Here is a 20540-nt window from a genome sequence, read left to right on the forward strand (position 1 = left end):
AAACATTTGAATAACGCTTAAACTCACAATCATGATTAAAAATCGACTCGTCCTTCTTTCAGTTTTAGGACTTTTCTTTTTCTCCTGCAAAAAGGTTGATCAAGAAACCGCAGAAACCGGTAACATTAATAAATTGGTAATTCCTGAAGGCTTTACCTGGGAAAGTTCAAGAGATATAAACTTCGAAGTAAAGATCACGGACACGCGGTTCCAAAGCGCTGTGCATGTGGTGTCGATTTATGATGGAGACCCTTCACAAGGTGGCAGGTTGCTTTCTAAAGGCTCGGGTTCAATAAGCGACCCTTTCACTACGCTAATCTACCTGGCTAATACGATTAAAGAGGTATTTGTAGAAAAGGTCGCACCTGATGGTACAACTACGATACAAAAAGTAGCGGTCGGTTCTGATCCGAAGGTTAGTTTGTCATTAAGCGCTGTTAGTCCTAAAAACACAACTGCTGACAGTGGAGCTAAAATTTCTGGATTGGATGATAGCCCGGACTGCAATACAGGTTGTACTCAGACGGTTACTACCTCAAATACAAACCTTAATGTGAACAACGGCGACGTAGTTTGTGTAACCGGTAATAATATTACTATAGGATTTAATGGTAACGGCGGCACGGTGAGAATTTGTGGTACCAATGTAACTGTGCAAAATGCGAGCCTGAACGGGAGCGCCAAACTTATTATCACACGCACCGCTAGCGTAGTATTCAGTAATTTGAATACTAATGGTAACTCTTCTGAATTCACCAATTATGGAACTACAACCATCAACGGCTCGTTTTCTCCTAAAAACATCTTCACCAATGAAGGGACACTAACAACGACTGGCGATTTTGATTTGAACACTAGCACTGTATTTTTAAATAATGGTGTGATCAATGTCGGCGCAACAATGAATGTGAATACTAGCAGTGTAGCCACAAATAATGGATCAATTACCACAGCACAACACTTTCAGTTAAATAGTCAAAGTGACTTCATTAACAAATGTTTCATTTGGGCGAAAGGCGATTATAACCATAATAGCGATATGTTCAATTACGGACTTATCAAGGTTAATAATACCACTACTGTGAATGGAAACGACATTCTGACTATGTATAATGGTGCCATGCTTTCTACTAAGGATATGAAACTCAACGGACAATCAATCGGTGTTGGCACCAGATCACTTATAAAGGTCTCTGGAGTTTCCACCCTGAATGGTGGCAGCAGCGTACAGAATTCCCTTCAATACTGTGATGCCAATGGTATCGAAACTAATAACACAATTTTCAGTGGTGGTGCAACACAGGCATGTAACCTATACATTCCTGTCACTAACTGTAATGCAGAGGGAAATGGCACACCTCCACCAGTGGATACTGATGGAGATGGGGTGCTGGATTCACAAGACGAGTATCCAAGCGACGCTACTAAGGCTTACAATAACTATTACCCTTCAGCAAGTCTTGAAACTGGTGCAACCCTTGCATTCGAAGATCAATGGCCAAAGAAGGGCGATTATGATATGAATGACCTTGTCATGAACTACCGTTATAAGATTGTAACAAATGCTCAAAACAAAGTAGTACAAGTAGTTGGTAACTACAATCTAATGGCTGTAGGGGGAGATTTCAAGAATGGTTTCGGTATTGAGTTCCCGGTAAGTCGTTCCAGTGTCACCGGCTTGACAGGAGGAACGCTTGAAACTGGGCAGTCGAAAGCAGTAGTTATCTTCTTCTCAGATATGCATACCCAATTAGCAAACTATAATACTAAGCCTGGAGAACCTGTTTCTGCTCCTAAGAGTTATACGGTTAGCTTCAATATTACGAATGGTCCCTTACTCAGCACTTTTGGTTTAGGGGCGTATAATCCATTCACCTGGAATAGTGGAATTGCCGGCGGAAGAGGTTATGAAGTTCACCTTCCTGGGAAGACGCCAACAACCCTTGCGAATACAGCGTTGTTTGGTACTCTGGATGACAGGACTAATGTGTCTCAGTCTAAATATTACGTCACATCTACTGGTTTGCCTTGGGCAATAAATGTTCCAATCAAGCCGTTCAAATATCCAATTGAGGCTGCAGAAATTGGTAGTGGTTATCTCAAATTTGAGACATGGGCCACATCTGGCGGCACTCAGTTTCTGGATTGGTATTCCAATACGGAGACTGGTTATCGTAACACCAGTAAATTGTTTTAATAAGATTCTGTAAAGTTAAGCATGTATGTCAGGCCTTTTTAAAGAGGGGCCTGACATATTTGTTATAAAACTCCGGATAAAACTCCCATGCGTATTTCAAGGTATTAAACGTTTGTACATTTAATTCCCGTTTAAGAATAAACTGACTTAAGAAGAAACCCACAATACTTGAGCATAAAGTGGCATACGCTGCACCCATTACACCCCACCTGCTAATAAATAAATAATTAAGAGCAATATTGATGGCGGCTGTTATTACCACCATATAAAAGTTGAGTTTTGGCTTACCTATAGAGTCCAGGATATTTCCAAACTGTCTCGCGTATGGGATAAACAGACAGTAAAGGAGAACAATTTTGAGTAGCGGAACTGCGTCGTCGTACTTGTCTCCGGCGACAATAAGCACAACAATATCTGCGAAGCAAAAGATTAGGAAAACTCCGGGTATAAGGATGGCCATCAACACTCCTACAGATTTTTCGTACAAATACTTTACGGCATGTTTACCCTCGGTTTCACTTCGTCTGGCACTCTGAGGGAACACAATTATTGCAATTGCATTAGTAGGAATGTCGATCAAATTAGTGATCCTAACCGCAATATTAAAGGCCCCAGATGCAACCGGCGATAAAATCGCTCCTAGCATCATCTGATCAATTGTTGTCGAAAGGATCGAACTTAAGGAAGTTCCGAACGCATATTTCCCATAATTGAAGAGCTTCTTTGCCCAGCCGTAACTAAATTGAAAGGCCAGATCAAAATATTTCCTTGAGAAAAAGTATGAAACTATCGCGCTGATGAAGAATGAGGCAAATTGCGCATAAACAAGGTTTTTAAGGATAATACCCGGGCTGAAAAAATAACAATAAAAAATATATAGAAAGAAGATTCCTTGTCGGACAAAAGCACCCACAAATACACCTTTGAATTCCAGATTGGCCTGTTCAATTGAGTTGAACATGGTAAGTATGCCCGACACGACGAATACCCAACTATATAAGTGAAATATTTCTAGTAGCTCCGGTGCATCCCATACCTCTGTAAGTATGCGGGCAAGTAAAAAGTTTAAAAGGATACATAACAACGTAAGTATAGCACTGATACTAAATGAAGCAGAGATTATTTTTGTATGTTCTTCCTTTTTTTCGAATGCAAGGTACTTAATGAGTGCATTTTGAATGAGCCCGCCTCTCATAAATTCAAGGATCGTGACCGTTGACATATAAAGAGCCCAGACACCAAACTGATGTTTATTTAACAGACGCACCAGAAAATAAAATCCGCCAAATGTAAATGCCACACCTGTTAGATTTTGTAAAACAGTGTAGAATGCGGAACTCATCCAATATTCTTCCTTTGGGCGTTTCATACCTTAATCAACAAGTTTAGGATAACTTGAAATAGACGTACATTCTGGAATCATTACATTCTTATCTTTTACGATTAGGGGATTGAGTTGTCTCCATTGGCGTGAATATAGCCATTTCTTGGATTGATTCCCCCGATTCGATAAGTGTCGCTAAATTAAATTGCCTGAATTATTAATATCTTAGAAACGATTTCTAAACCGCAGTCTCTGATTTCAGCGACACATAAAAATCTGATAAATGAACAATAGGTTAACGATTTATATCGTAGGTGATTTTAAATCAGAAGCCGCTGACGGACTTGCAGAATTTAGCTATCAGAATGTAAAACTGCTGAGAGACGAGTTCATATTTGAATTCGTAGAGTTCGATGCACTTCAACCAGAGGAGTATTATAAACTTGAAGTCAGAGAGGGAATAGATGTTCATCGTTTTGGGGTTAAAGGATTGACATTTTTCACTCTTCCCACTAATTACTCAAAATGGATTAAGGGGCTTAACAAATCGGCAGGTTTATTTCATTTGCATCACATATGGAATATTAGAAACTACCTGATAGCAAGACACCTTATAAAAAATAATATTCCGTATTTGATTACCCCCCATGATTCCTACGTCTATAGTAAAAGTTATAATTTGAGCCGGCCTTTATTCAAGAGGTTATACCGTCGTGCGTTCGTGCTGATATTTGATAAATATGTGCTCGATCATGCCCGGGTGGTCCACGCATTAACAAATCATTGTGTACCTTCTTTGCAATTGATCACCCATTCTAGGATAGAAGTCGTTGAGAATCAAATTTCGGATCCACATATTCCTCTTTCTATTGCCTCGGTTAAAATGCAAGTTTGTTTCATTGGGCGGTTTAATGTGTTTCAGAAAGGAATAGACTTGGCTCTCCGCGCCTTCGGTCTTTTTAAGAATAATGGAACGAATCCAGGGGTTCAATTTGTATTAGTAGGACCGGGCGACAAACACGCAATTAATTTGGTAAAGTCGTTATGTGAAGATTTACGACTTGAGATTGACCGTGATGTTTTTTTTCCTGGAAAGGTTTCTGAAGTTGAAAGAAATTCCTTTTTACAGGAATCAATGGTTTATATGCAATTATCCAGGCATGAGGGGTTTGGACTTAGTGTGGTACAGGCATTGGCCAGTTATAAGCCAGTTATTGTTTCTGAAGGAATTCCAATCGGCGAAACTATTGAAAAATACAATGCTGGCTATGTTGTTGAAAATACTCAGGAGGCTGCTGAAGCTCTTCATAAGATTTTCACTATGCCCACAGAAGAATATTTGCAAATGGCAAATAACGCCCGCCGATGTTACTTGCAAGAATTCCATTCAACTGTAATTAAGCCCAAGTTAATCTCACTTTATACTTTGGCAGCAGTTAAATAGGTCAGCTATCAGAAAATAAACCTGATCAGTTTTTCTGTTTGGAGAAGCGGATATCAAAATTGTATTTGAACTGCCTGTAAAAATACCTTAGTGCACTCACTACGGCATTCGAGCTTAGTGTCCAGCTTTTCCGGGTCACCGTACTTGGCTCCGAAGAAGGATTATATTGTTCAAACAACGTTTTGAATTTATCATAAATCAAACCTTTCCCCTGATTCTGGATAAATGATAGACACATTTTGTACTCGGCTTTGTCAGATGGAATTTTCTCCCTATAGCGACCAAATTTAGTGAGGAAATCAGAACGACGAAGGTGCGGGTGGTCGCTATAAAGGTATATTTTAGTGTAATCTAACCCTAGTGGCTTGAACAACATCTCCGAAAAACCCTTTTTATATGGTATGGTGTATGGGTATGGGAGATAAGAATAAAATCGGATTGTATCCAACTCGGAACGCTCTTCCATCATTACTAGCGCGTCATGGAATGAACCGGGAAAGTTTCGTAAGGGAATAAAATCTTCCTGAACATAAAGAGTATATTTGGTAATCACGGCGTCCTGACCCTTGTTCAGATTGTGAGCCAGGCCTTTATTCTTCGAAGTTCCAATTAATCTGAAATTATATTCGGTACTTAATTGCTTTAATAATGCTTGGTGAGAATGATTGCTGCAATCGTCTGAAACTACAATTTCCCCAAAACTGCAATTCAGCCCGCGAAATCCCGATAATAGTCGCTCCAGCGATTCACTTCTATTATAGTGAGTCACTAAAAGAGTAACATCATGAAATTTGTGAACTGCATTCATCTTAATTTAAATCTACTTGCCGAAATCTTGATCTTTGGGAAGTTTGGAATGCAAATTAAAAGTAAATCGTTTAAGTTCTTTTATCAACCTGCTTCTGAGAGCCTGCCCAAATCCGCCATCGCGTTGCAATGTTCTGGGGCTTGTCCATGCTCTGGCTTTATTCGATCTAACCTGTTTTACTTTGCCATACTTCATTAAAGCCAAACAAAGCTGTCCGTCATCTCCCCAAAATCCGGTTTGAATAAAGCCCACTCGCAGTCCCAGTTCTTTGATAAAACCCATACTTATTCCATACGCATTAAAGTAGGGCCGGTTGATATGACGATATTCAGCAACTACATCTTTCATTTTTTCAAAGATTGCAAGTTGCCATCTTGGGTAATGTACTTCGTTAAGAAATGAATATCTTCCATAAACACAAACAACATCTTGCTTCGATAGAACTTTAATCATTTCATCCACCCAGCAGTCCGGGTAAAGACAATCGGCATCCGCAAGCAAAATATATTTGCCTGCTGCATTTTCCTGGCCTAGTTGACGGGCTGGACCGCAACCTTGTTTTATTTCAAACAGTGATTTTACATGAAGCTGATCGAGTGTTTTTTGCGTGTTATCCTTTGAATTATTATTAATCACAATAATTTCTAATGGAATTTCAGTCCGCATTTTTGATAAGCTTGCAACACATTTCAGAATATTTATTTCCTCATTCCAAGCTGCAATAACGATACTGACTAAAGGATCCGGCTTTTGAATTTTATCTAAGTCACAGTTTATTTGATCAAATACCTCATTTGGAATCTGGTCGAAGGATTCAAATGGGAATTGAAATTGGTCCAGCCAGGATGGTGTTTTGAAGAAGTTCATTTAAGGGAATCTATTCACAGAAAATCAGGTTTTCTCCCATTTTCCAAGTTCAAAATTATATTTTTTTATAACCTTCGCTGGGTTCCCAACAGCAACTGCATAGGCCGGAACATCTTTGGTAACCACACTACCAGCACCAATTATTGCATGATTTCCAATTTGGACCCCAGCCGTGATTGTTACGTTAGCAGCAATCCACACATTGTCACCAACAGTAATTTGTTTGGTTGATATTTCCTGCCTAATTGGAGGAACTTTGATATCTTCATAGCCATGATTCATACCTGACAATACAACATTCTGGGCAAGCATTGTGTAAGACCCTATTTGTACAGGGCCGATAATTACATTTCCAACTCCAACGATAGTATCATTCCCGATTATGATGTCGCCAACAGCATTATTCAACGTTGAAAAACTTTCAATGAGAGACCTGCAGCCTAGCGAAAAATTTCGAAAAGGGAACAAGTCGGTTTTAGTGACAGAACGTATAACAGAGCCCCTGCCACGATGGTGTTTAAAGGGATTTAAAAAGGCTTTAACCCACCACCTCGGCCGATATTCATTCGAAGGGATCAACATCCACAAAACGACTTTCTTTAACTTCGGATCAGACTTAATCTTGGAAATCAAACTCATTATTTTGCGGTTGTTTTATTTATTGCATTGTAGATTTCATTTGCACTGTTTTCCCATGTGTGAGTCAGTGCGAATTGTCGGCGGCTAATCTGAAGTTCTTCAGAGTCGTCATTGAGTGCCTTATCAATTAACTCGACATATTCAATAGCATTTTCAGCAAGATAGGTGTAATTGCTAAATATCTGCATAGCCTCTGTCCGGGTAGCCACCACGGGTTTTCCCATCGCGAGGTATTCGTCTATTTTTCGAGGGTAATTCCCTTGTGTAACCTGGTTAACTAATTGGGGATTTAAACATACTGCAAATGCATTGATGTAGGACGGCAACAGTTCCATGGGTTTCGGACCTGTGAATAAGATATTCTTATAACTGTGGAGCATAGACTGTTTAAAAGTTTCATCTTCAGGGCCGACAAGTACAATTGTCCAGTCTGGCCGGCAAGTTGCTAGGTGTTCAATTATCGAAATGTCGATTCGAATACTTTGCAATGCTCCCACATAGCCTACAATTTGTCCGGCTAATGATCGAAGTTCTGCCGGTATCACCTGTGCAGACTTTGGATTGAAAATGCTGAAATCACATCCTTGTCCAACATAGAAAGAGTTTCCATTAAATTGTTGACAGTATCGGGCGAGAAAAACCGAATTTGCAACGCAAAGATCACTTTTTGCAATTAGTTTTGGTTCAATTCGTTTACCGTGTTTTGCCCAGTAGTCCACTCCGAGTAAAAAATCCCTGGAGTAATATACGCTGCATGAGGGATTTAAAAAGTCTTTAAGATAAAAGCTTCTGAATATATCGTTGTCATTAAACAAAACAATCTGTTCAAAATTCAGCTCTTGAACTGCTTTTCTTATGGAATTAGAAATGATAAGATTATTTCTTTTGTTCAGCCAATCAAAGACCCATGGGATTTTAATCCAGTTAATGGATTCAATCATGGAGTCGGGATATAGTTCCCAAATATTGGTGTCAACTTTTCTCAATCCTTTTTCTCGGCCCCGTATGACATTGATCCGCTTTTTAACTTTTGGATCATTGGATTTTGTCCAATACGTTTTTCGGTCAAGCGGAGAGTTTACATACAAAACCCGATTTGATTTTGAGAACTCAATAGCGAGATTTTTGCAATTGCTGCCAAGATCAACATCCCAGGGTTGAAGCCCGACAATAACAATATCTCTATTTTTGATGGTATAATCAGGCATTCAGAAGGTGATTATTTTCCTGGTCAAGCCGGAGGGTGACATTTATAAGTGCTACAACCAAATAAAAATATACGTTAGTTGGGAATTGGACCAGAGCTTCCTGAGGATAATTTCCCACGTTTAAAGCAAATACTATCAGTGTCATTGCTAAACAGTAACTTTTAAGTTCCGGATCCTTGATTTTATAATAGTTGTTAATGCCTGTTTTGAGGATTACGAATATTAAAGTGCAAAAGATTAGAAGTCCTATCCATCCTAGTTCTACAGCAACGCGTACATATCCGCTATCTGGAGGAAACGATGCTAAAAAAGATCCGGGTGAGAATTTTTGCCCCCACACTCCTGTTGAGCCGAGACCTCCACCCATTGGGTGGCTCTGAATATAGGGCTGTATCATCTTCTGATTTATTGCCCGTACATTAAACGACGCATCTTCGGAAGGCTTGAATGCCGATTGAAACCGGAACAATGCTGGATTGCTTGTGGGTATATTAATTAATATCAATACGATTATGCCCCCAAGGGCGGTTAACATTAAAACTTTCTTATTGAATACCAATATTGACAATAAAATCATGGCCGCTGGAAATAAAACATAGGCTCCCCGGGTCCCTGAATAGATCATATTTAAAAGAAAAAATGCGATCATGAATCCTAGAATCCATTTTTTTGCCCTGGAAACAGGTCCGAACATTAAGCCAACACACAATAATGAACTAACCACCATGTTGTATGAAAATGCCACCGGATCAGAAAAGATTGAAAATTTTCTCCAGACGCCCCCAATAAAAAGTAAGTTCATGATCAACGGATCAGAATTTAAGTACTCTTCTTCAAACTGGAAAAATCCAAAATGGTGCTGCTTAAAACCATACAATGCAGCAAACATACTTAAGCTTAGCCATACCTTAATTATCAGTTTCAAAAAGTCACGTGAGCGAATATGGTAACTGAAAATAAAGTATGATAACATAACTATTGCCACACTACGAATGGTGTACATCCAGGCCATTCGTGATGTACTGCTGGGATTTATTATCTCAAGAAAGTTATAACCTATCCAAATTAAAATTAATGTACTTATTGGGCCCTTCAGAATGGTCCAATCTGGATTGTATTTCTGTTTGATAAATAATCCTAAAATCAACAATGCAAGAAGCCCATCCATTAACGTACCTAATGGAAAACTCGTAAGTCCCATCCGCATAATCCACATGATAAGGTAAGCCGCAATAAGCATTACAAGAATTCCAACTTTTGGATGTGCAATGACTCCATAAATCAAGGGAATAGCAACAGTTCCTACCAGGATTAGTGCACTAGTTTTCACCCCTCCTTGGTAAATGAGATAACCAGCTCCAATAGATACGGTGAGGAGCACAATGATTAGCGTAAGAAGTCGATTGTTTTTCAAATCCAATTCAGTTATTGAGTTGCCATCACAAAAACAATATCTTGACGAAAAAAACAAAAACGCTAACAAATGCGGTGACTATAGCGGCGATCCGTGTTGTGTTTTGTAACCGTTCAGCTGAAGTCTTCCTTTCTCTAAGGTCTTCGATTTTCATAATATAATAATAATGTTAATCATACTTCATTATTCGACAGGCAGTTCGGACGAGTGTGTATGGCGTGTGCTAATTGGTTGCTTATTCAAATTCGATAGTTTAACCAAAGAAAGAACCTGATAGTAAATGAATTTAGGGATACTTACGAGCGAACGATAAATCCGCCGATCCACATTTGAACTCATCAAAGCCAGGGCGAATCCTATTATAAAACACAAGAGTCCGGCAGACCAGTAAAACATAAAATTGGATCCAATCACAACATTTATGCTGAAGAAACATACAGAGAATATCAGGAAAAGAAAAAGTGGAGGACGAAGTAGGATAATTCCAAATAGGGTTTGATTCCAGTTAAATGAGGTTACACCTGATCCGATAAGCCGGAAGCCGTAGGAAAAATATTTGAACCATGTATTGATCCATCGGGAACGTTGATTTACAAGTTGATCAGTCTGCGCCGTTTTTTCGTCGTATACAACAGCTTTCTCCGCGTAAGCAATCCGAAAGCCTTGTTTCACAATTTCATATTGAAGAACTTTATCAAATCCCGCCCCTTTAATATCATTTTTTTCAAGAAACGATTTATATAGAGTTGTTGTAAATGCCATTCCTGATCCGGCCAATGTAGCAGACGACCCTAGGGCGAAAAGTACCTTTCCGTCATAAAAATGATAATAAATATCTCTTGCAGCATCAAGGCAGGCATAAGTTGTATCTAAATTCTTAGGTGATCTGAGGCCCTGAACAGCATGGAATCCCATCTTAAACACATGTTCCAGCTCGTTGATAAATTCTGCATCTACAAGATTGTCGCTATCGATGATTGTAACTCTATTGTGTTGGCGTCTGAATCTATTCAGAGCATAAAGATGAGATCTGGTATTACTTGCAAGGACAGTTTCAGGTTTGAGTAGAATAACTCGGGAGTCGTTGAAGTGAAGATTTGAAACATTGCTGCAATTATCCGCAACTACATAAACGAGATAATTCTGGGAGTTAATATTGAGTATTGAATCGATCGTTTTCTGAAGATGATGAGTATATTGATATGCAGTGACGATGATCGCATAGTCTCCTGCTTCCCAAGATTCATTTTCTTTTGTTGGTACGTACTTAAAAGCACAATAAAAGACAAAAAGGAGTAATGGCAATAATAGATTATAGCCAATGGACAACTGAATGAAAATCCAGGTGTAATGTAATAATCCCTCTATCATTTATTCAACAACAGTTGCTAGCTCGATCTGCTCGGTTACTTTTCCTTCAGGTTTCACCTTGTTTAGCACCCATCCTATAAATTTCCCATTTATAGTGGAAAGGTAATGTATATGTTGTTTTTTCGCTGCAGTTATTGATTGATCAGCCTGAAACACACTTAAGGTTTTGTCTGAAAATAGAATCCACTCTTTAGCTTTATTAAGAGATTCAAGTGGCGGTGTCTCAACAATTATTACATCAAAGATAGTTTTCAATTCATCCAAACGTTCCTTGATGATCTTTTCATCGGCTAATTCAAACAATGATTTATCCCCGCCGCGATTTCCCATAACCATTATCCCCGCATTAAAGTCGGCACCGGGAATTTCTCCGGTTTTTAGGTAATCTTCAATAAACAATTTGGTGTTCGAATTTTCCGTTACTGATGAATGGTCAAAGTTGCCATCTACTAGTAAAACCTTTTTACTAACCATCACGTAAGTATAAGCAATACATGCTGCTATTAGGGTTTTGCCTTCACCCTCGCCTATGCTTGTGATGTTGAGAATGCTTCCCCGGTTACCCGACAATGCAAGCTCTTTGTTTACTTCAAATCGCGTAGAACGTAGTTGTTTTTTAAACTCTTTCATTTCCGCGGTTCCATGTAAGTTTTTCCAAATACCCTTCAGATCCAACGTCCTTTTGCCAACAAGATTTAAATATCCTAAAACGGGAATTTGGGTTGCTGCAGCCAATTCCATAGGACGCCGGATTCGATCGTCCAGGTAAAAAATGACGAAGAAAACCAGCAGGCAAAATGCACCACTTATAATCCCGCTCAAGAGTACTAACAACATCTTTTTAGATGGCTGAGCCAATCCAGGCATAGCCACGAGTGTCTGGCGAAGCTTAATAGGGAACTCAGATTCCATTTTAATCTGATTATACTGAGTTAAAAGGTCCTGATATTCTTTACTTACCGTCTCGATATTTCGATCAAAAGATTGGATTACCGCTTCATGCGGTACTAGATTGTCAAACTTTCTTCCGATAAAGTTCAGGTGTCTTTTTAGTGAATTAAGACCATAGGTTGCGAGGTCCAGTTGCAGTTGCAGGTTTAACTTTTGCTGCACAAGGTCTTGTTTTGTATTAAGTGGGTTATAAATGTACTTATCAGACTGACTATTAATTTGCGACGTTATCACCCTTTGAAGAGAATCAATAGATTTCTTATATGATTCATCGAAGTCATTTTGTACATATTTATCATATAATGAATGTATTTCTGCTCGGGTTGATAATATATTCTGATTGATATCTGTCAAAGTAGATTCAAAATACTTTCGATCCTGAGGATCAAACCGTTTGTCAATATTAGCAATGGCACCTCGATAAGATATTATGTCTTTTTCTGCCTGCTGAATGCGAAATTCATAATCAGCAGACTGTGTCATTATTTGTGATGACTGCTCATTCAAATTAAGAATCCTGTTATTGATCTTATATGACCTTAAATTGGCAATACGATTCTGAAGAGTATCTGATTTTTGATTCAAAAGATTTTCCAGAAACTTAACAGATGATCGCTGATTCGCCTTAACGAGGGTTGTATAATAGTTAGTGAATTCATCACTTAACGTATTTACGACAAATGCTGAAAGGTCAGGACTTTCTGATGTATAATCCAGGTTGATAAAATCTGTGGCGCCTAGACGATATACACCCAAAGAGGATTTAATGGATTCGTCGTCATATTCCATTGACCTAAGAACCGAATAAAGTCCATTTTGATCAGGGTCTCTTAAATTGAGACTTTCCTTTTTTTGATATTTATCACGGAAAACATCAATCGCATGTTTAATCGCATCCTCATTTAACTCTTTTAATAAAGGGCTTTTAGGTTTGAAGGGTTTTGCCGTAAGATCATGGATTATTAATTTGTATGAAACCAAAGTAAGCATGCTTTTTGAGCGCATTACTTCAATCATATTGATAAATTTTTGGTTAATCCGTGAATCCTGCAACATCGCATCATCGGTAAATGACATCTGCTGGGTTTCATCCACAATACCCGTTGCTATTTGAGCTTCGGACCAGTAAACATCCGGCAAATTCCGAACGATAAAAAACGTCACCATTATGGTCAAAAGTGGGACAATAACTACAACCAGGCGATATTTCCAGATGAGAAGAAAGAATTTTTTTAACTCATCCATAACTACAGAACTTCTTCAAGCTTTTTATTAAGGAGTTCTTCAAGCAGAGCCTTTGCAGAGAGAAAATTTGATTCTATAGCAATTTTATTCTGCATTGCTGTAGATAATGAATTTTGACCTAGAGTGTAAGAGTCAAAATTAATCTCGCCTTTTTCATATTTTGTTCTGATGTCACGACTAACATTTTGAATGTCAGATACCAGCTTCGATTGAAGCTTTAGTGCGTTTAACTGCTGTAAGTACGCGAAATATCTTCGTTTTACTTCGCTCTCGATAGTGAGATAATATTCCTGCTGATCATATTCAGCTATCTTACGTTCAAGTTTTGCCTGTTTAACGTTTGCAGGCTTCTGTAGTACAGAGCTAAGATTAAAGGAGACACCGGCCTGATAGCCATCGAAAATTATGGGATTATTTAAGTCCAGTGTGTTTTTAGGCTTATAAACATAAGTGAAACTGAAAGCGTCCAGCCAGGAAAGTTGTTCTTTCGAAATGTTTGCGTTCGCAATATCAATGCGAGCTTTGTAGGCATTTATACGAGGATAATTTTCTTTGGCAGTCGCTATTAATTTCTCGAGATAAACGGTAGAGTAATCAGTGATCGTTTCCTGTGCTTTACAAACGTTGGAAGAGTATAGTACGAAAAGGATCAATAGTAAAGTATAGTGTTTGCTCATTCTTCTTTATGTAAGATTACAGGAATTGTTTGCAATAATATTTGTACGTCAAACCAAAACGAATGCTTGAGTGCGTAGAAGTTATCGAATTTTTTCCGCTCTCGTTCTGATACGTCTTTCGCTCTGCTCTTAATTTGCCATAATCCCGTAACTCCCGCTGGTCCCATAAACCGTAGTGACCATTCATTTGATGTCAGCATTTCAGCCTCATATAAGGGTAGCGGCCGGTTACCCACCAGTGACATTTCTCCCCTTAAGACGTTAAACAGTTGCGGGAGTTCATCGATACTAGTTTTCCTGATAAATTTACCAACTAAAGTCGTCCGGGGGTCATCGCCCAATTTGACAAAAACAGGCCGACGTTTATCTGTTTCAGCGGAAGAAACATATTTGTTAAGATTAGATAAATCAGTCAGTTGCTTGTCTGCATCAACTCGCATCGACCGAAATTTGTAGAAATTGAATATGTTATAACCTGTGCCTACCCGTTTGCTTTTATAAATTACGGGTCCCTTCGAATTCAATTTAATTGCAATTGCAGTTAAAATAAGAATTGGCGAAACTAAAAGGATTAGAAAAAATGAAACTACAATGTCAAAAACCTTTTTTCCTAAAGGGAATTTATAAGAAATCTCAGCCTCTTTAAGTACTGACAACTGAGGTTTTACCAGCTTAAATTTTATTAGAAAATTAATCCGCTCTATTAAATGTTCAGTGGGAAATGGCAGCACATAATAGTCATGGATCTTCAACTGGAGAGCTTTAAGTTTCCACTCTTTTTTTCGACTACTTGAAAGGAGTACAATTATCAGGTCCTTCCACAGTGGATTCTTCTTTAACTTTTTTATGAATTCAAAGCACTCACCATTCGCATCGGTTTCAATTAGTATGACATCCGGCAAGGTCATAATCGACTGGTTGCTCAAATATTCATGTAAGTCATTTAGAACCGAGAACCTGTGTATATAAAAGAAATCCGGGAAATCATTTATGATTGGAGCGCATTTGTCAGTCCCCGCATAGAGTAAACTACGCTGAAGATTCTCAACCCGTCTTACAGTAGCTGGATTAGTTATTTGCGAGATCATATTGGTAAAGCGCTGTGCTGATTGATAGCTTTAGTTCTGTCGGATTGAATGGCTTCTTAAAAAAGTAATCCGCCCGATATGGCATCTGTTCCACAATTGTCTCCAGGTTATCTGCTCCAGAGAGTAAAATCACTGGAGTATCTCGGTAAAAACCACTTATTTTAAGATTACGAATGAACGACCCGCCGTCTATATAAGGCATCTCCAGGTCCGAGATAATTAAGTCAGGATCGTTACCATCTTCAAGCCATGAAATTGCATCGGCACCATTCTGTTTTATGATGAGATTGTATTCCTTGGACAGTATAAAATTGAGCAGTTTCAGGATACTTAGTTCATCATCAACAACCAGAATTTGTCTTTTCATAGAATTCGAAAAATAGAGATCCTTATATCAAATGAAAGAAGTTATTACCTTACAGCTATCAACCAGTGCACGTTTTGTTTGCACTAAATAGGTATAAAATCCAGTCCCTTAAAAATACTATTTTTTTGAAACCTAAACCAACTAATCCCAATTTATTACGACAGGATAGACAAGGGGAATGCCAGAGATAAAAATGCCCTTTAGGTTATGTATATTGACATTTTCGATTAGCGGAATCTCAGTTCGAGGAAAATATTCCACAAATGTGGTAAAATATTTACCACATATTTTTGAGCCTGAATTTAGGGGGTAAAAACTAGTTGTTCGAGAGCATTGGATAGCCTTTCGCGATCCAGTTTTGCTTGATATTTACAGGTATATTAAGGAGCTTTCCATTATGAAAACCCATTTGTTTCATCATGCTGAATGCAGGCCGAATGTTAGGACATTTGTCGAAAGGACAACACCCGCAATAGATGACTACTTTGGTATTTTTTGGGACCGACTTTAATTGTGCCTGCAGCTTATCTACATTCTCTTTTTTACTTGCTGCACCCATAGACTTAGCGCCCTGAATGTTTTCTACTACACCAATGTTTAAGATAAGGGGATGGGAACTCTTTTTACCTTTTAAAATTGAGGCTAACTCGGCAGGCTCAATAAGATCTTTGGATGTCCAAAGGTTGGGTTTATCAAGTGACACTGCAGATCCCTGAGATATCTGTGCTTTTGCAATGTTTGAAACCGCCATGGTACAAAACAGCACGATCAAGGAAAAGTATTTTATCACGGAAATCGATTTATTTTTCATGTCGGTTCAGTATTGGGAAATCAAACGCTGTTATTTAGGTAGATATTGCCGCTAGTGCCTTAATTCTTAAAACTCATAGTGTTCGGACATTCAAAAATACATAGAAAATCATTTTATAAATTACCTTGACTCGATACTGCTAAAATATAATCTCCTTTGCGAGGATAAACACTCCGGTGAGTAGAAGGAACCATCCAAATATTTTCTTAATTCTGGAACCGGGCAATCTCCCTGAAAGCCAGTTGCCCAGAAAGGTGCCGGAAATACTCAAGGATGTTATGGATAATAATGTGACCCAATTGATAGGATGGTGAAACAGATCTCCTGCAAATCCTACGAGGGAGTTCAAAGCAATGATCAATAATGAGGATCCGACAGCAATTTTAATGTCGAGGGAGGCATAGAAAATAAGTGCCGGAATAATTATGAAACCTCCGCCCGCACCAAGTAAGCCCGACACAACTCCTACCAATATACCCAAAAGTATAAGGCCCTGGGTCTGCGGCAATACTGGCCGCCTGATCTCCTGGGGTTTTAATATGCCAATGGCCGCTGCGATCATTAAAATCGCGAATAAGATGAGTGTTACAATTCCCCGGTAAATTACGATATCACCGTACTGAAAGATAACCTCTGGGATGGATGGTATCAGGAATTTCCTGATCAAATAAACTGTTAGCAGTGAAGGCAGGCCAAATGTGAAAGCTACCTTAAAATTAATTTCGTGCTTCATCCATTTTTGTACCGCACCGACCGCGCTGGTTGAACCTACTATAAAGAGGGAATATGCTGTTGCCAGAACGGGTTCGATGTGAAAAAAGTAAACCAGAATAGGAACTGTCAATACAGAACCGCCTCCGCCAATCATTCCCAGGGAGATGCCGATAAACAATGACGCAAAATAACCAGCGATCTCCATAACAGAATTTTAAATCAAATATGAGAAAGAATTGTGTGACTACTCGATTTAAAAAACGGGTCGCCATGAAATCCGTATTGTAGACTATTTAGAAATGGTGTGTTTATTTTCTGACACATCTAAGTAGCTGGTTAATAGTGCTATTGAAAAATGAAAAAATAAATACCCATTTTGATATCGTGGTGCTTATTTTCCACGAAACAGGTTCTTGCCCGTTAATCTTTGGCTTGGTTTTCGAGGATGATAGATTACACAAAAACTAATTCGCCATGGCAAGAAGTAAAATCACTGCTATAAAAGACTGGATGAAAGGTATGGGCTTTAAACTAATTAAGTCTCATGTCATCAATGGCAGATCAACCAAAATTAACTACTATAGTTTAGGCAGCTTCGGCATTTACGAAGAAATCTCTAAAGGTATTAAGGGCGGGAAGAAAATAGCAGGAGATAAGCTTCGTTTTATTTCATGGACACCATGGGGCGTAGATTTTGAGGTGAATTCAGTGAACGACCTCAGTAAAGCTTATCAGGATTCCATCAGCTATAATCCTGACGTGGTATTTGGTTGATCATTCTACAGACTCTTTACTTCATTGTTGAGAATAAAACTGGAAAGTTCCTCGATAGGGTGCTTTAGGATTTTCCCTACCCGCACACCTTTTTCTTCGCAAACTTTGGTGAGTATCTCCTTGAAATGAAATGCTATTGACCCGACGAAATGGCAAACTTGCTTGTCATAGTCAGGGTAGGATTTTATGTTGGTCTCGACGAACTCATCAAAGCCAACAGTCAGCATTTTAATGATAAAAGGGTGATCTACATGGTCACTCATAAATGGCGCAAATGATGCCAGAAATGAGTTAGGTGCTGGTTGCTGGTAAATACGCTTGATAACGGATTCCTTATCTACGTTGTACTTTTTCTTAAACGATACAGATAACTCTTCCGGCATCGTACCATAGAGATAGGAAGTTAAGAGCTTTCTGCCAAAATTGGTCCCTGATCCTTCATCACCCAGGATATATCCTAAGCCGTGTTTGCTTTCATGGATCTTAGTACCATCGAAATATGAGATATTGGATCCCGTGCCTAAAATACAGCATATACCTTCAGAAGCACCGCATGTTGCGTATATCGACGCAATGATATCAATATCGACACTGACAAACGCATTCTTAAAGACTTTGGAAAGTGCATTTGAGATTATTTCCCTCCTGTCCGGGCTGGAACATCCCGCACCAAAGAAATAGATCTCCTTAACCTCGTCAACATACGGCTGAATTTCACTTGCATTCTGGAAAACCTGCGTAATTTCTTTCTCTGATAGAAAAAATGGATTTATTCCTTTTGTCCTGAAGTGAATGGTTTGGTTGTCCGGACGTGTTAATATCCAGTCGGCTTTCGTCGAGCCGCTGTCAGCAACTAATAACATAGTAAATCTTTAAATTTCTTCAAGTATCTGGTTGGTTAAAGGCTTACCTATAAACCTAGATACAAGATGATTTTCATTTATCCTTTTTATATCCTTAGGGTCAAGTGATGAAGAAAGGACAAAAATCTTAATTAAATCTGGTTTCAAGTTCGGGAGTTCGATAAGGGATCTCAAAAATTCAAATCCATTCATTATCGGCATCCTCAAATCAAGGAATATTACTTCGGGAACATCGTTTCCGGTAACTAATGAGTTACGGACGAATTCGAAAGCCTCTTCAGGGGAATCAATGACAGTGATCGTTTCTGCGTAATGGGCGTTGTCCAATATTTTACGATTGATCAAATTGTCTATATGATTATCGTCAATGAGAAGAACATTTTTATATCGGTACGAATTCATCCAACCAAAAATACTAAATCTTTGCACTTTAGCAAATAATCCACTGCTATGGGCCTACTCAAGAGACAAGGTTCCGGATAGTTGCTGAAGAGAAACTTCGGCAAGTTTAGCCTGATACTGGGCATTTGTATAACGCGCACTGGCGTCGATATAATTCCGTTGTGCTTCCCTGAATTCAAGGGGAGCGACACTTCCCAGCCGGAATTTCTCCATCGTTATGTCCAGATTCTGTCGGGCCACCTCCAGGTTTTGCTGTTCAAGCCTTACCAGTTCAAGGTTTGTTTGAAATGTTTGATAAATAGAAGTCAGCTGGGCTGAAATATTCTGATTAATCTTCTCATATTCCAACTTCGCATTGTCAATTTCAATCGACGCATTCTTTTCATTTCTTTTCTGCAAAAACCCATTAAAGATATTCACAGATGCCGTCATCCCATAATTGAAGCCACGGCCCACAGAACTACGGGCAAAGCCCAGTTCGGAGGTAGATTTATTGAAGTTATAACCGGAATTTAAAGAAACCGTAGGATAACGACCTGCTTTAACCTGCTTCAGGTTGAGTTCAGCAATACGTTTGTTTATGAGAGCAACCTGCAGATCCGGGCTTTGTTCATTTGCTGAAGTTTGAAGATCAGCAAGCAGGAGCCTGTTTTGAATAATGATCGTATCCGACACCGTAAAATCGGTATTGATATCTCTTGCCATCAATTCATTCAGCCGTATTTTCGTGCCACGGTAGATGTCAATTTGTCTTAAGAGATTAGTTGTATCGGTGTTCAGGTCGACCGATGCAGCCAGCACCTCAAGTTTGGCTGCCCTGCCAATCAGGTATCGATTCTGCGAGTTTTTTAGCCTGAGACGGGAAATGTCCACCGCACCATTCAAGGCTTTTATTTGCTGCTGCTGCTGCACGAGGTCATAGTAGTTGTTAACCACATCAGCAAGTGTAGTTTGCACAGTAAGCTTAAAGTTGGTTTCTCCGAGCTTTTGGAGTTCTTTAAGCCTGTCATACCGGGCGAACATACCGAACCCATCAAACACCTGCCAATTAAAGGCCGGACCATAAGATAAATTGGAGTTCCGGGCACCGTTTCGTTCCTGAGTGACACCACTGGAGAGCGTTTGAGTAGTGTTGGAGCTGGTGTTATTCGTACTGAAATTCCCGGTAACGATTGGGAACATCCCGGCATTGGCCCTACTCACATTCGTTTTGGCAATCTCAATGTCATTGCGGGTTAGCCTGATATCGTAGTTGTTCTCCAGGGCAAGTTGTACAGCTCTTTCCAGTGTCAGCCGCTCCTGCGCCCTGGAAAAGGGAGATGCGAGTACACCGACAACCAGATATAAAATTATTGTTTTCCACTTCATTGGTAAAT

The 20540-nt window shown here is 39.1% G+C and carries 19 protein-coding genes; 3 read left to right on the forward strand and 16 right to left on the reverse strand.

Annotated features, from left to right (window positions below):
- Positions 1-31 precede the first annotated feature (31 nt).
- Positions 32-2197 carry an LruC domain-containing protein gene (locus B5X60_RS14560; RefSeq protein ID WP_079703453.1) on the forward strand — a complete coding sequence of 722 codons (2166 nt, stop codon included), beginning with the start codon at positions 32-34 and terminating at the stop codon, positions 2195-2197.
- Positions 2198-2225: 28 nt separating this feature from the next.
- Here the strand turns inward: B5X60_RS14560 and B5X60_RS14565 are convergent, their stop codons facing one another.
- Complete coding sequence (locus B5X60_RS14565) at positions 2226-3566, reverse strand: flippase (protein WP_079703454.1); 1341 nt, start codon at positions 3564-3566, stop codon at positions 2226-2228.
- Positions 3567-3804: 238 nt separating this feature from the next.
- On the opposite strand from B5X60_RS14565, the gene B5X60_RS14570 reads away from it, so the two are divergent.
- Positions 3805-4965 (forward strand): glycosyltransferase family 4 protein, encoded by a 1161-nt coding sequence (locus tag B5X60_RS14570; protein WP_079703455.1) that lies wholly within the window; start codon positions 3805-3807, stop codon positions 4963-4965.
- 25 nt (positions 4966-4990) lie between these two features.
- Here B5X60_RS14570 and B5X60_RS14575 read toward each other — a convergent pair whose 3' ends face one another.
- The 12 genes from B5X60_RS14575 to B5X60_RS14630 form a co-directional block, all read right to left on the reverse strand.
- Entirely contained in the window at positions 4991-5773 is a 783-nt protein-coding gene (locus B5X60_RS14575) for a glycosyltransferase family 2 protein (protein WP_079703456.1), read from the reverse strand.
- Between the two features lie 12 nt (positions 5774-5785).
- Entirely contained in the window at positions 5786-6640 is an 855-nt protein-coding gene (locus B5X60_RS14580) for a glycosyltransferase family 2 protein (RefSeq protein WP_079703457.1), read from the reverse strand.
- A 24-nt stretch (positions 6641-6664) separates the two neighbouring features.
- Positions 6665-7279, reverse strand: coding sequence for an acyltransferase (locus tag B5X60_RS18585; protein WP_079703458.1), 615 nt, complete (start codon positions 7277-7279; stop codon positions 6665-6667).
- Complete coding sequence (locus tag B5X60_RS14590) at positions 7279-8487, reverse strand: glycosyltransferase (RefSeq protein WP_079703459.1); 1209 nt, start codon at positions 8485-8487, stop codon at positions 7279-7281. The genes B5X60_RS18585 and B5X60_RS14590 overlap by 1 nt, the downstream gene beginning before the upstream one ends.
- Positions 8480-9901, reverse strand: coding sequence for an O-antigen ligase family protein (locus tag B5X60_RS14595; RefSeq protein ID WP_245803534.1), 1422 nt, complete (start codon positions 9899-9901; stop codon positions 8480-8482). The genes B5X60_RS14590 and B5X60_RS14595 overlap by 8 nt, the downstream gene beginning before the upstream one ends.
- Before the next feature lie 183 nt (positions 9902-10084).
- Positions 10085-11272 carry a glycosyltransferase gene (locus tag B5X60_RS14600; protein ID WP_079703460.1) on the reverse strand — a complete coding sequence of 396 codons (1188 nt, stop codon included), beginning with the start codon at positions 11270-11272 and terminating at the stop codon, positions 10085-10087.
- Positions 11273-13468, reverse strand: coding sequence for an exopolysaccharide transport family protein (locus tag B5X60_RS14605; protein ID WP_079703461.1), 2196 nt, complete (start codon positions 13466-13468; stop codon positions 11273-11275).
- A gap of 2 nt (positions 13469-13470) precedes the next feature.
- Positions 13471-14145, reverse strand: coding sequence for a TolC family protein (locus B5X60_RS14610; RefSeq protein WP_079703462.1), 675 nt, complete (start codon positions 14143-14145; stop codon positions 13471-13473).
- Complete coding sequence (locus tag B5X60_RS14615) at positions 14142-15233, reverse strand: sugar transferase (RefSeq protein ID WP_079703463.1); 1092 nt, start codon at positions 15231-15233, stop codon at positions 14142-14144. The genes B5X60_RS14610 and B5X60_RS14615 overlap by 4 nt, the downstream gene beginning before the upstream one ends.
- Positions 15214-15600 (reverse strand): response regulator, encoded by a 387-nt coding sequence (locus B5X60_RS14620; protein ID WP_079703464.1) that lies wholly within the window; start codon positions 15598-15600, stop codon positions 15214-15216. Before B5X60_RS14620 ends, B5X60_RS14615 begins: the two co-directional genes overlap by 20 nt.
- Positions 15601-15916: 316 nt before the next feature.
- Positions 15917-16411 (reverse strand): hypothetical protein, encoded by a 495-nt coding sequence (locus B5X60_RS14625; RefSeq protein ID WP_079703465.1) that lies wholly within the window; start codon positions 16409-16411, stop codon positions 15917-15919.
- Positions 16412-16550: 139 nt separating this feature from the next.
- Positions 16551-17330: a sulfite exporter TauE/SafE family protein gene (locus tag B5X60_RS14630; RefSeq protein WP_079703466.1), complete on the reverse strand. Its 780-nt coding sequence runs from the start codon at positions 17328-17330 to the stop codon at positions 16551-16553.
- Positions 17331-17599: 269 nt separating this feature from the next.
- Between B5X60_RS14630 and B5X60_RS14635 the strand changes: the two genes are divergently transcribed.
- A complete protein-coding gene (locus B5X60_RS14635; RefSeq protein WP_079703467.1) occupies positions 17600-17899 on the forward strand; it encodes a hypothetical protein in 300 nt (99 codons plus the stop codon).
- Positions 17900-17904: 5 nt separating this feature from the next.
- On the opposite strand, the gene B5X60_RS14640 is transcribed toward B5X60_RS14635, so the two are convergent.
- Genes B5X60_RS14640 through B5X60_RS14650 form a run of 3 tightly spaced genes read right to left on the reverse strand, consistent with a single transcriptional unit; the run spans position 17905 to position 20532 of the window.
- Positions 17905-18762 carry an N-acetylglucosamine kinase gene (locus B5X60_RS14640; RefSeq protein ID WP_079703468.1) on the reverse strand — a complete coding sequence of 286 codons (858 nt, stop codon included), beginning with the start codon at positions 18760-18762 and terminating at the stop codon, positions 17905-17907.
- Between the two features lie 9 nt (positions 18763-18771).
- A complete protein-coding gene (locus B5X60_RS14645; RefSeq protein WP_079703469.1) occupies positions 18772-19164 on the reverse strand; it encodes a response regulator in 393 nt (130 codons plus the stop codon).
- A gap of 54 nt (positions 19165-19218) precedes the next feature.
- Positions 19219-20532, reverse strand: a complete 1314-nt coding sequence (locus B5X60_RS14650) for a TolC family protein (RefSeq protein ID WP_079703470.1) — start codon at positions 20530-20532, stop codon at positions 19219-19221.
- Between the last annotated feature and the right edge of the window lie 8 nt (positions 20533-20540).

Source organism: Daejeonella lutea (assembly GCF_900168015.1).
In the GTDB taxonomy this organism is placed as follows: Bacteria; Bacteroidota; Bacteroidia; order Sphingobacteriales; family Sphingobacteriaceae; genus Daejeonella; species Daejeonella lutea.

Excerpts from the sequence above, each read along its gene's own strand:
- B5X60_RS14650 (WP_079703470.1), bottom strand. The coding sequence starts at position 20,532 with ATGAAGTGGAAAACAATAATTTTATATCTGGTTGTCGGTGTACTCGCA.
- B5X60_RS14580 (WP_079703457.1), bottom strand. The coding sequence starts at position 6,640 with ATGAACTTCTTCAAAACACCATCCTGGCTGGACCAATTTCAATTCCCA.
- B5X60_RS14560 (WP_079703453.1), top strand. The coding sequence starts at position 32 with ATGATTAAAAATCGACTCGTCCTTCTTTCAGTTTTAGGACTTTTCTTT.
- B5X60_RS14635 (WP_079703467.1), top strand. The coding sequence starts at position 17,600 with ATGGCAAGAAGTAAAATCACTGCTATAAAAGACTGGATGAAAGGTATG.
- B5X60_RS14645 (WP_079703469.1), bottom strand. The coding sequence starts at position 19,164 with ATGAATTCGTACCGATATAAAAATGTTCTTCTCATTGACGATAATCAT.
- B5X60_RS14625 (WP_079703465.1), bottom strand. The coding sequence starts at position 16,411 with ATGAAAAATAAATCGATTTCCGTGATAAAATACTTTTCCTTGATCGTG.
- B5X60_RS14575 (WP_079703456.1), bottom strand. The coding sequence starts at position 5,773 with ATGAATGCAGTTCACAAATTTCATGATGTTACTCTTTTAGTGACTCAC.
- B5X60_RS14605 (WP_079703461.1), bottom strand. The coding sequence starts at position 13,468 with ATGGATGAGTTAAAAAAATTCTTTCTTCTCATCTGGAAATATCGCCTG.
- B5X60_RS14620 (WP_079703464.1), bottom strand. The coding sequence starts at position 15,600 with ATGAAAAGACAAATTCTGGTTGTTGATGATGAACTAAGTATCCTGAAA.
- B5X60_RS14615 (WP_079703463.1), bottom strand. The coding sequence starts at position 15,233 with ATGATCTCGCAAATAACTAATCCAGCTACTGTAAGACGGGTTGAGAAT.
- B5X60_RS14610 (WP_079703462.1), bottom strand. The coding sequence starts at position 14,145 with ATGAGCAAACACTATACTTTACTATTGATCCTTTTCGTACTATACTCT.
- B5X60_RS14565 (WP_079703454.1), bottom strand. The coding sequence starts at position 3,566 with ATGAAACGCCCAAAGGAAGAATATTGGATGAGTTCCGCATTCTACACT.
- B5X60_RS14570 (WP_079703455.1), top strand. The coding sequence starts at position 3,805 with ATGAACAATAGGTTAACGATTTATATCGTAGGTGATTTTAAATCAGAA.
- B5X60_RS14640 (WP_079703468.1), bottom strand. The coding sequence starts at position 18,762 with ATGTTATTAGTTGCTGACAGCGGCTCGACGAAAGCCGACTGGATATTA.
- B5X60_RS14600 (WP_079703460.1), bottom strand. The coding sequence starts at position 11,272 with ATGATAGAGGGATTATTACATTACACCTGGATTTTCATTCAGTTGTCC.
- B5X60_RS14590 (WP_079703459.1), bottom strand. The coding sequence starts at position 8,487 with ATGCCTGATTATACCATCAAAAATAGAGATATTGTTATTGTCGGGCTT.
- B5X60_RS14630 (WP_079703466.1), bottom strand. The coding sequence starts at position 17,330 with ATGGAGATCGCTGGTTATTTTGCGTCATTGTTTATCGGCATCTCCCTG.
- B5X60_RS18585 (WP_079703458.1), bottom strand. The coding sequence starts at position 7,279 with ATGAGTTTGATTTCCAAGATTAAGTCTGATCCGAAGTTAAAGAAAGTC.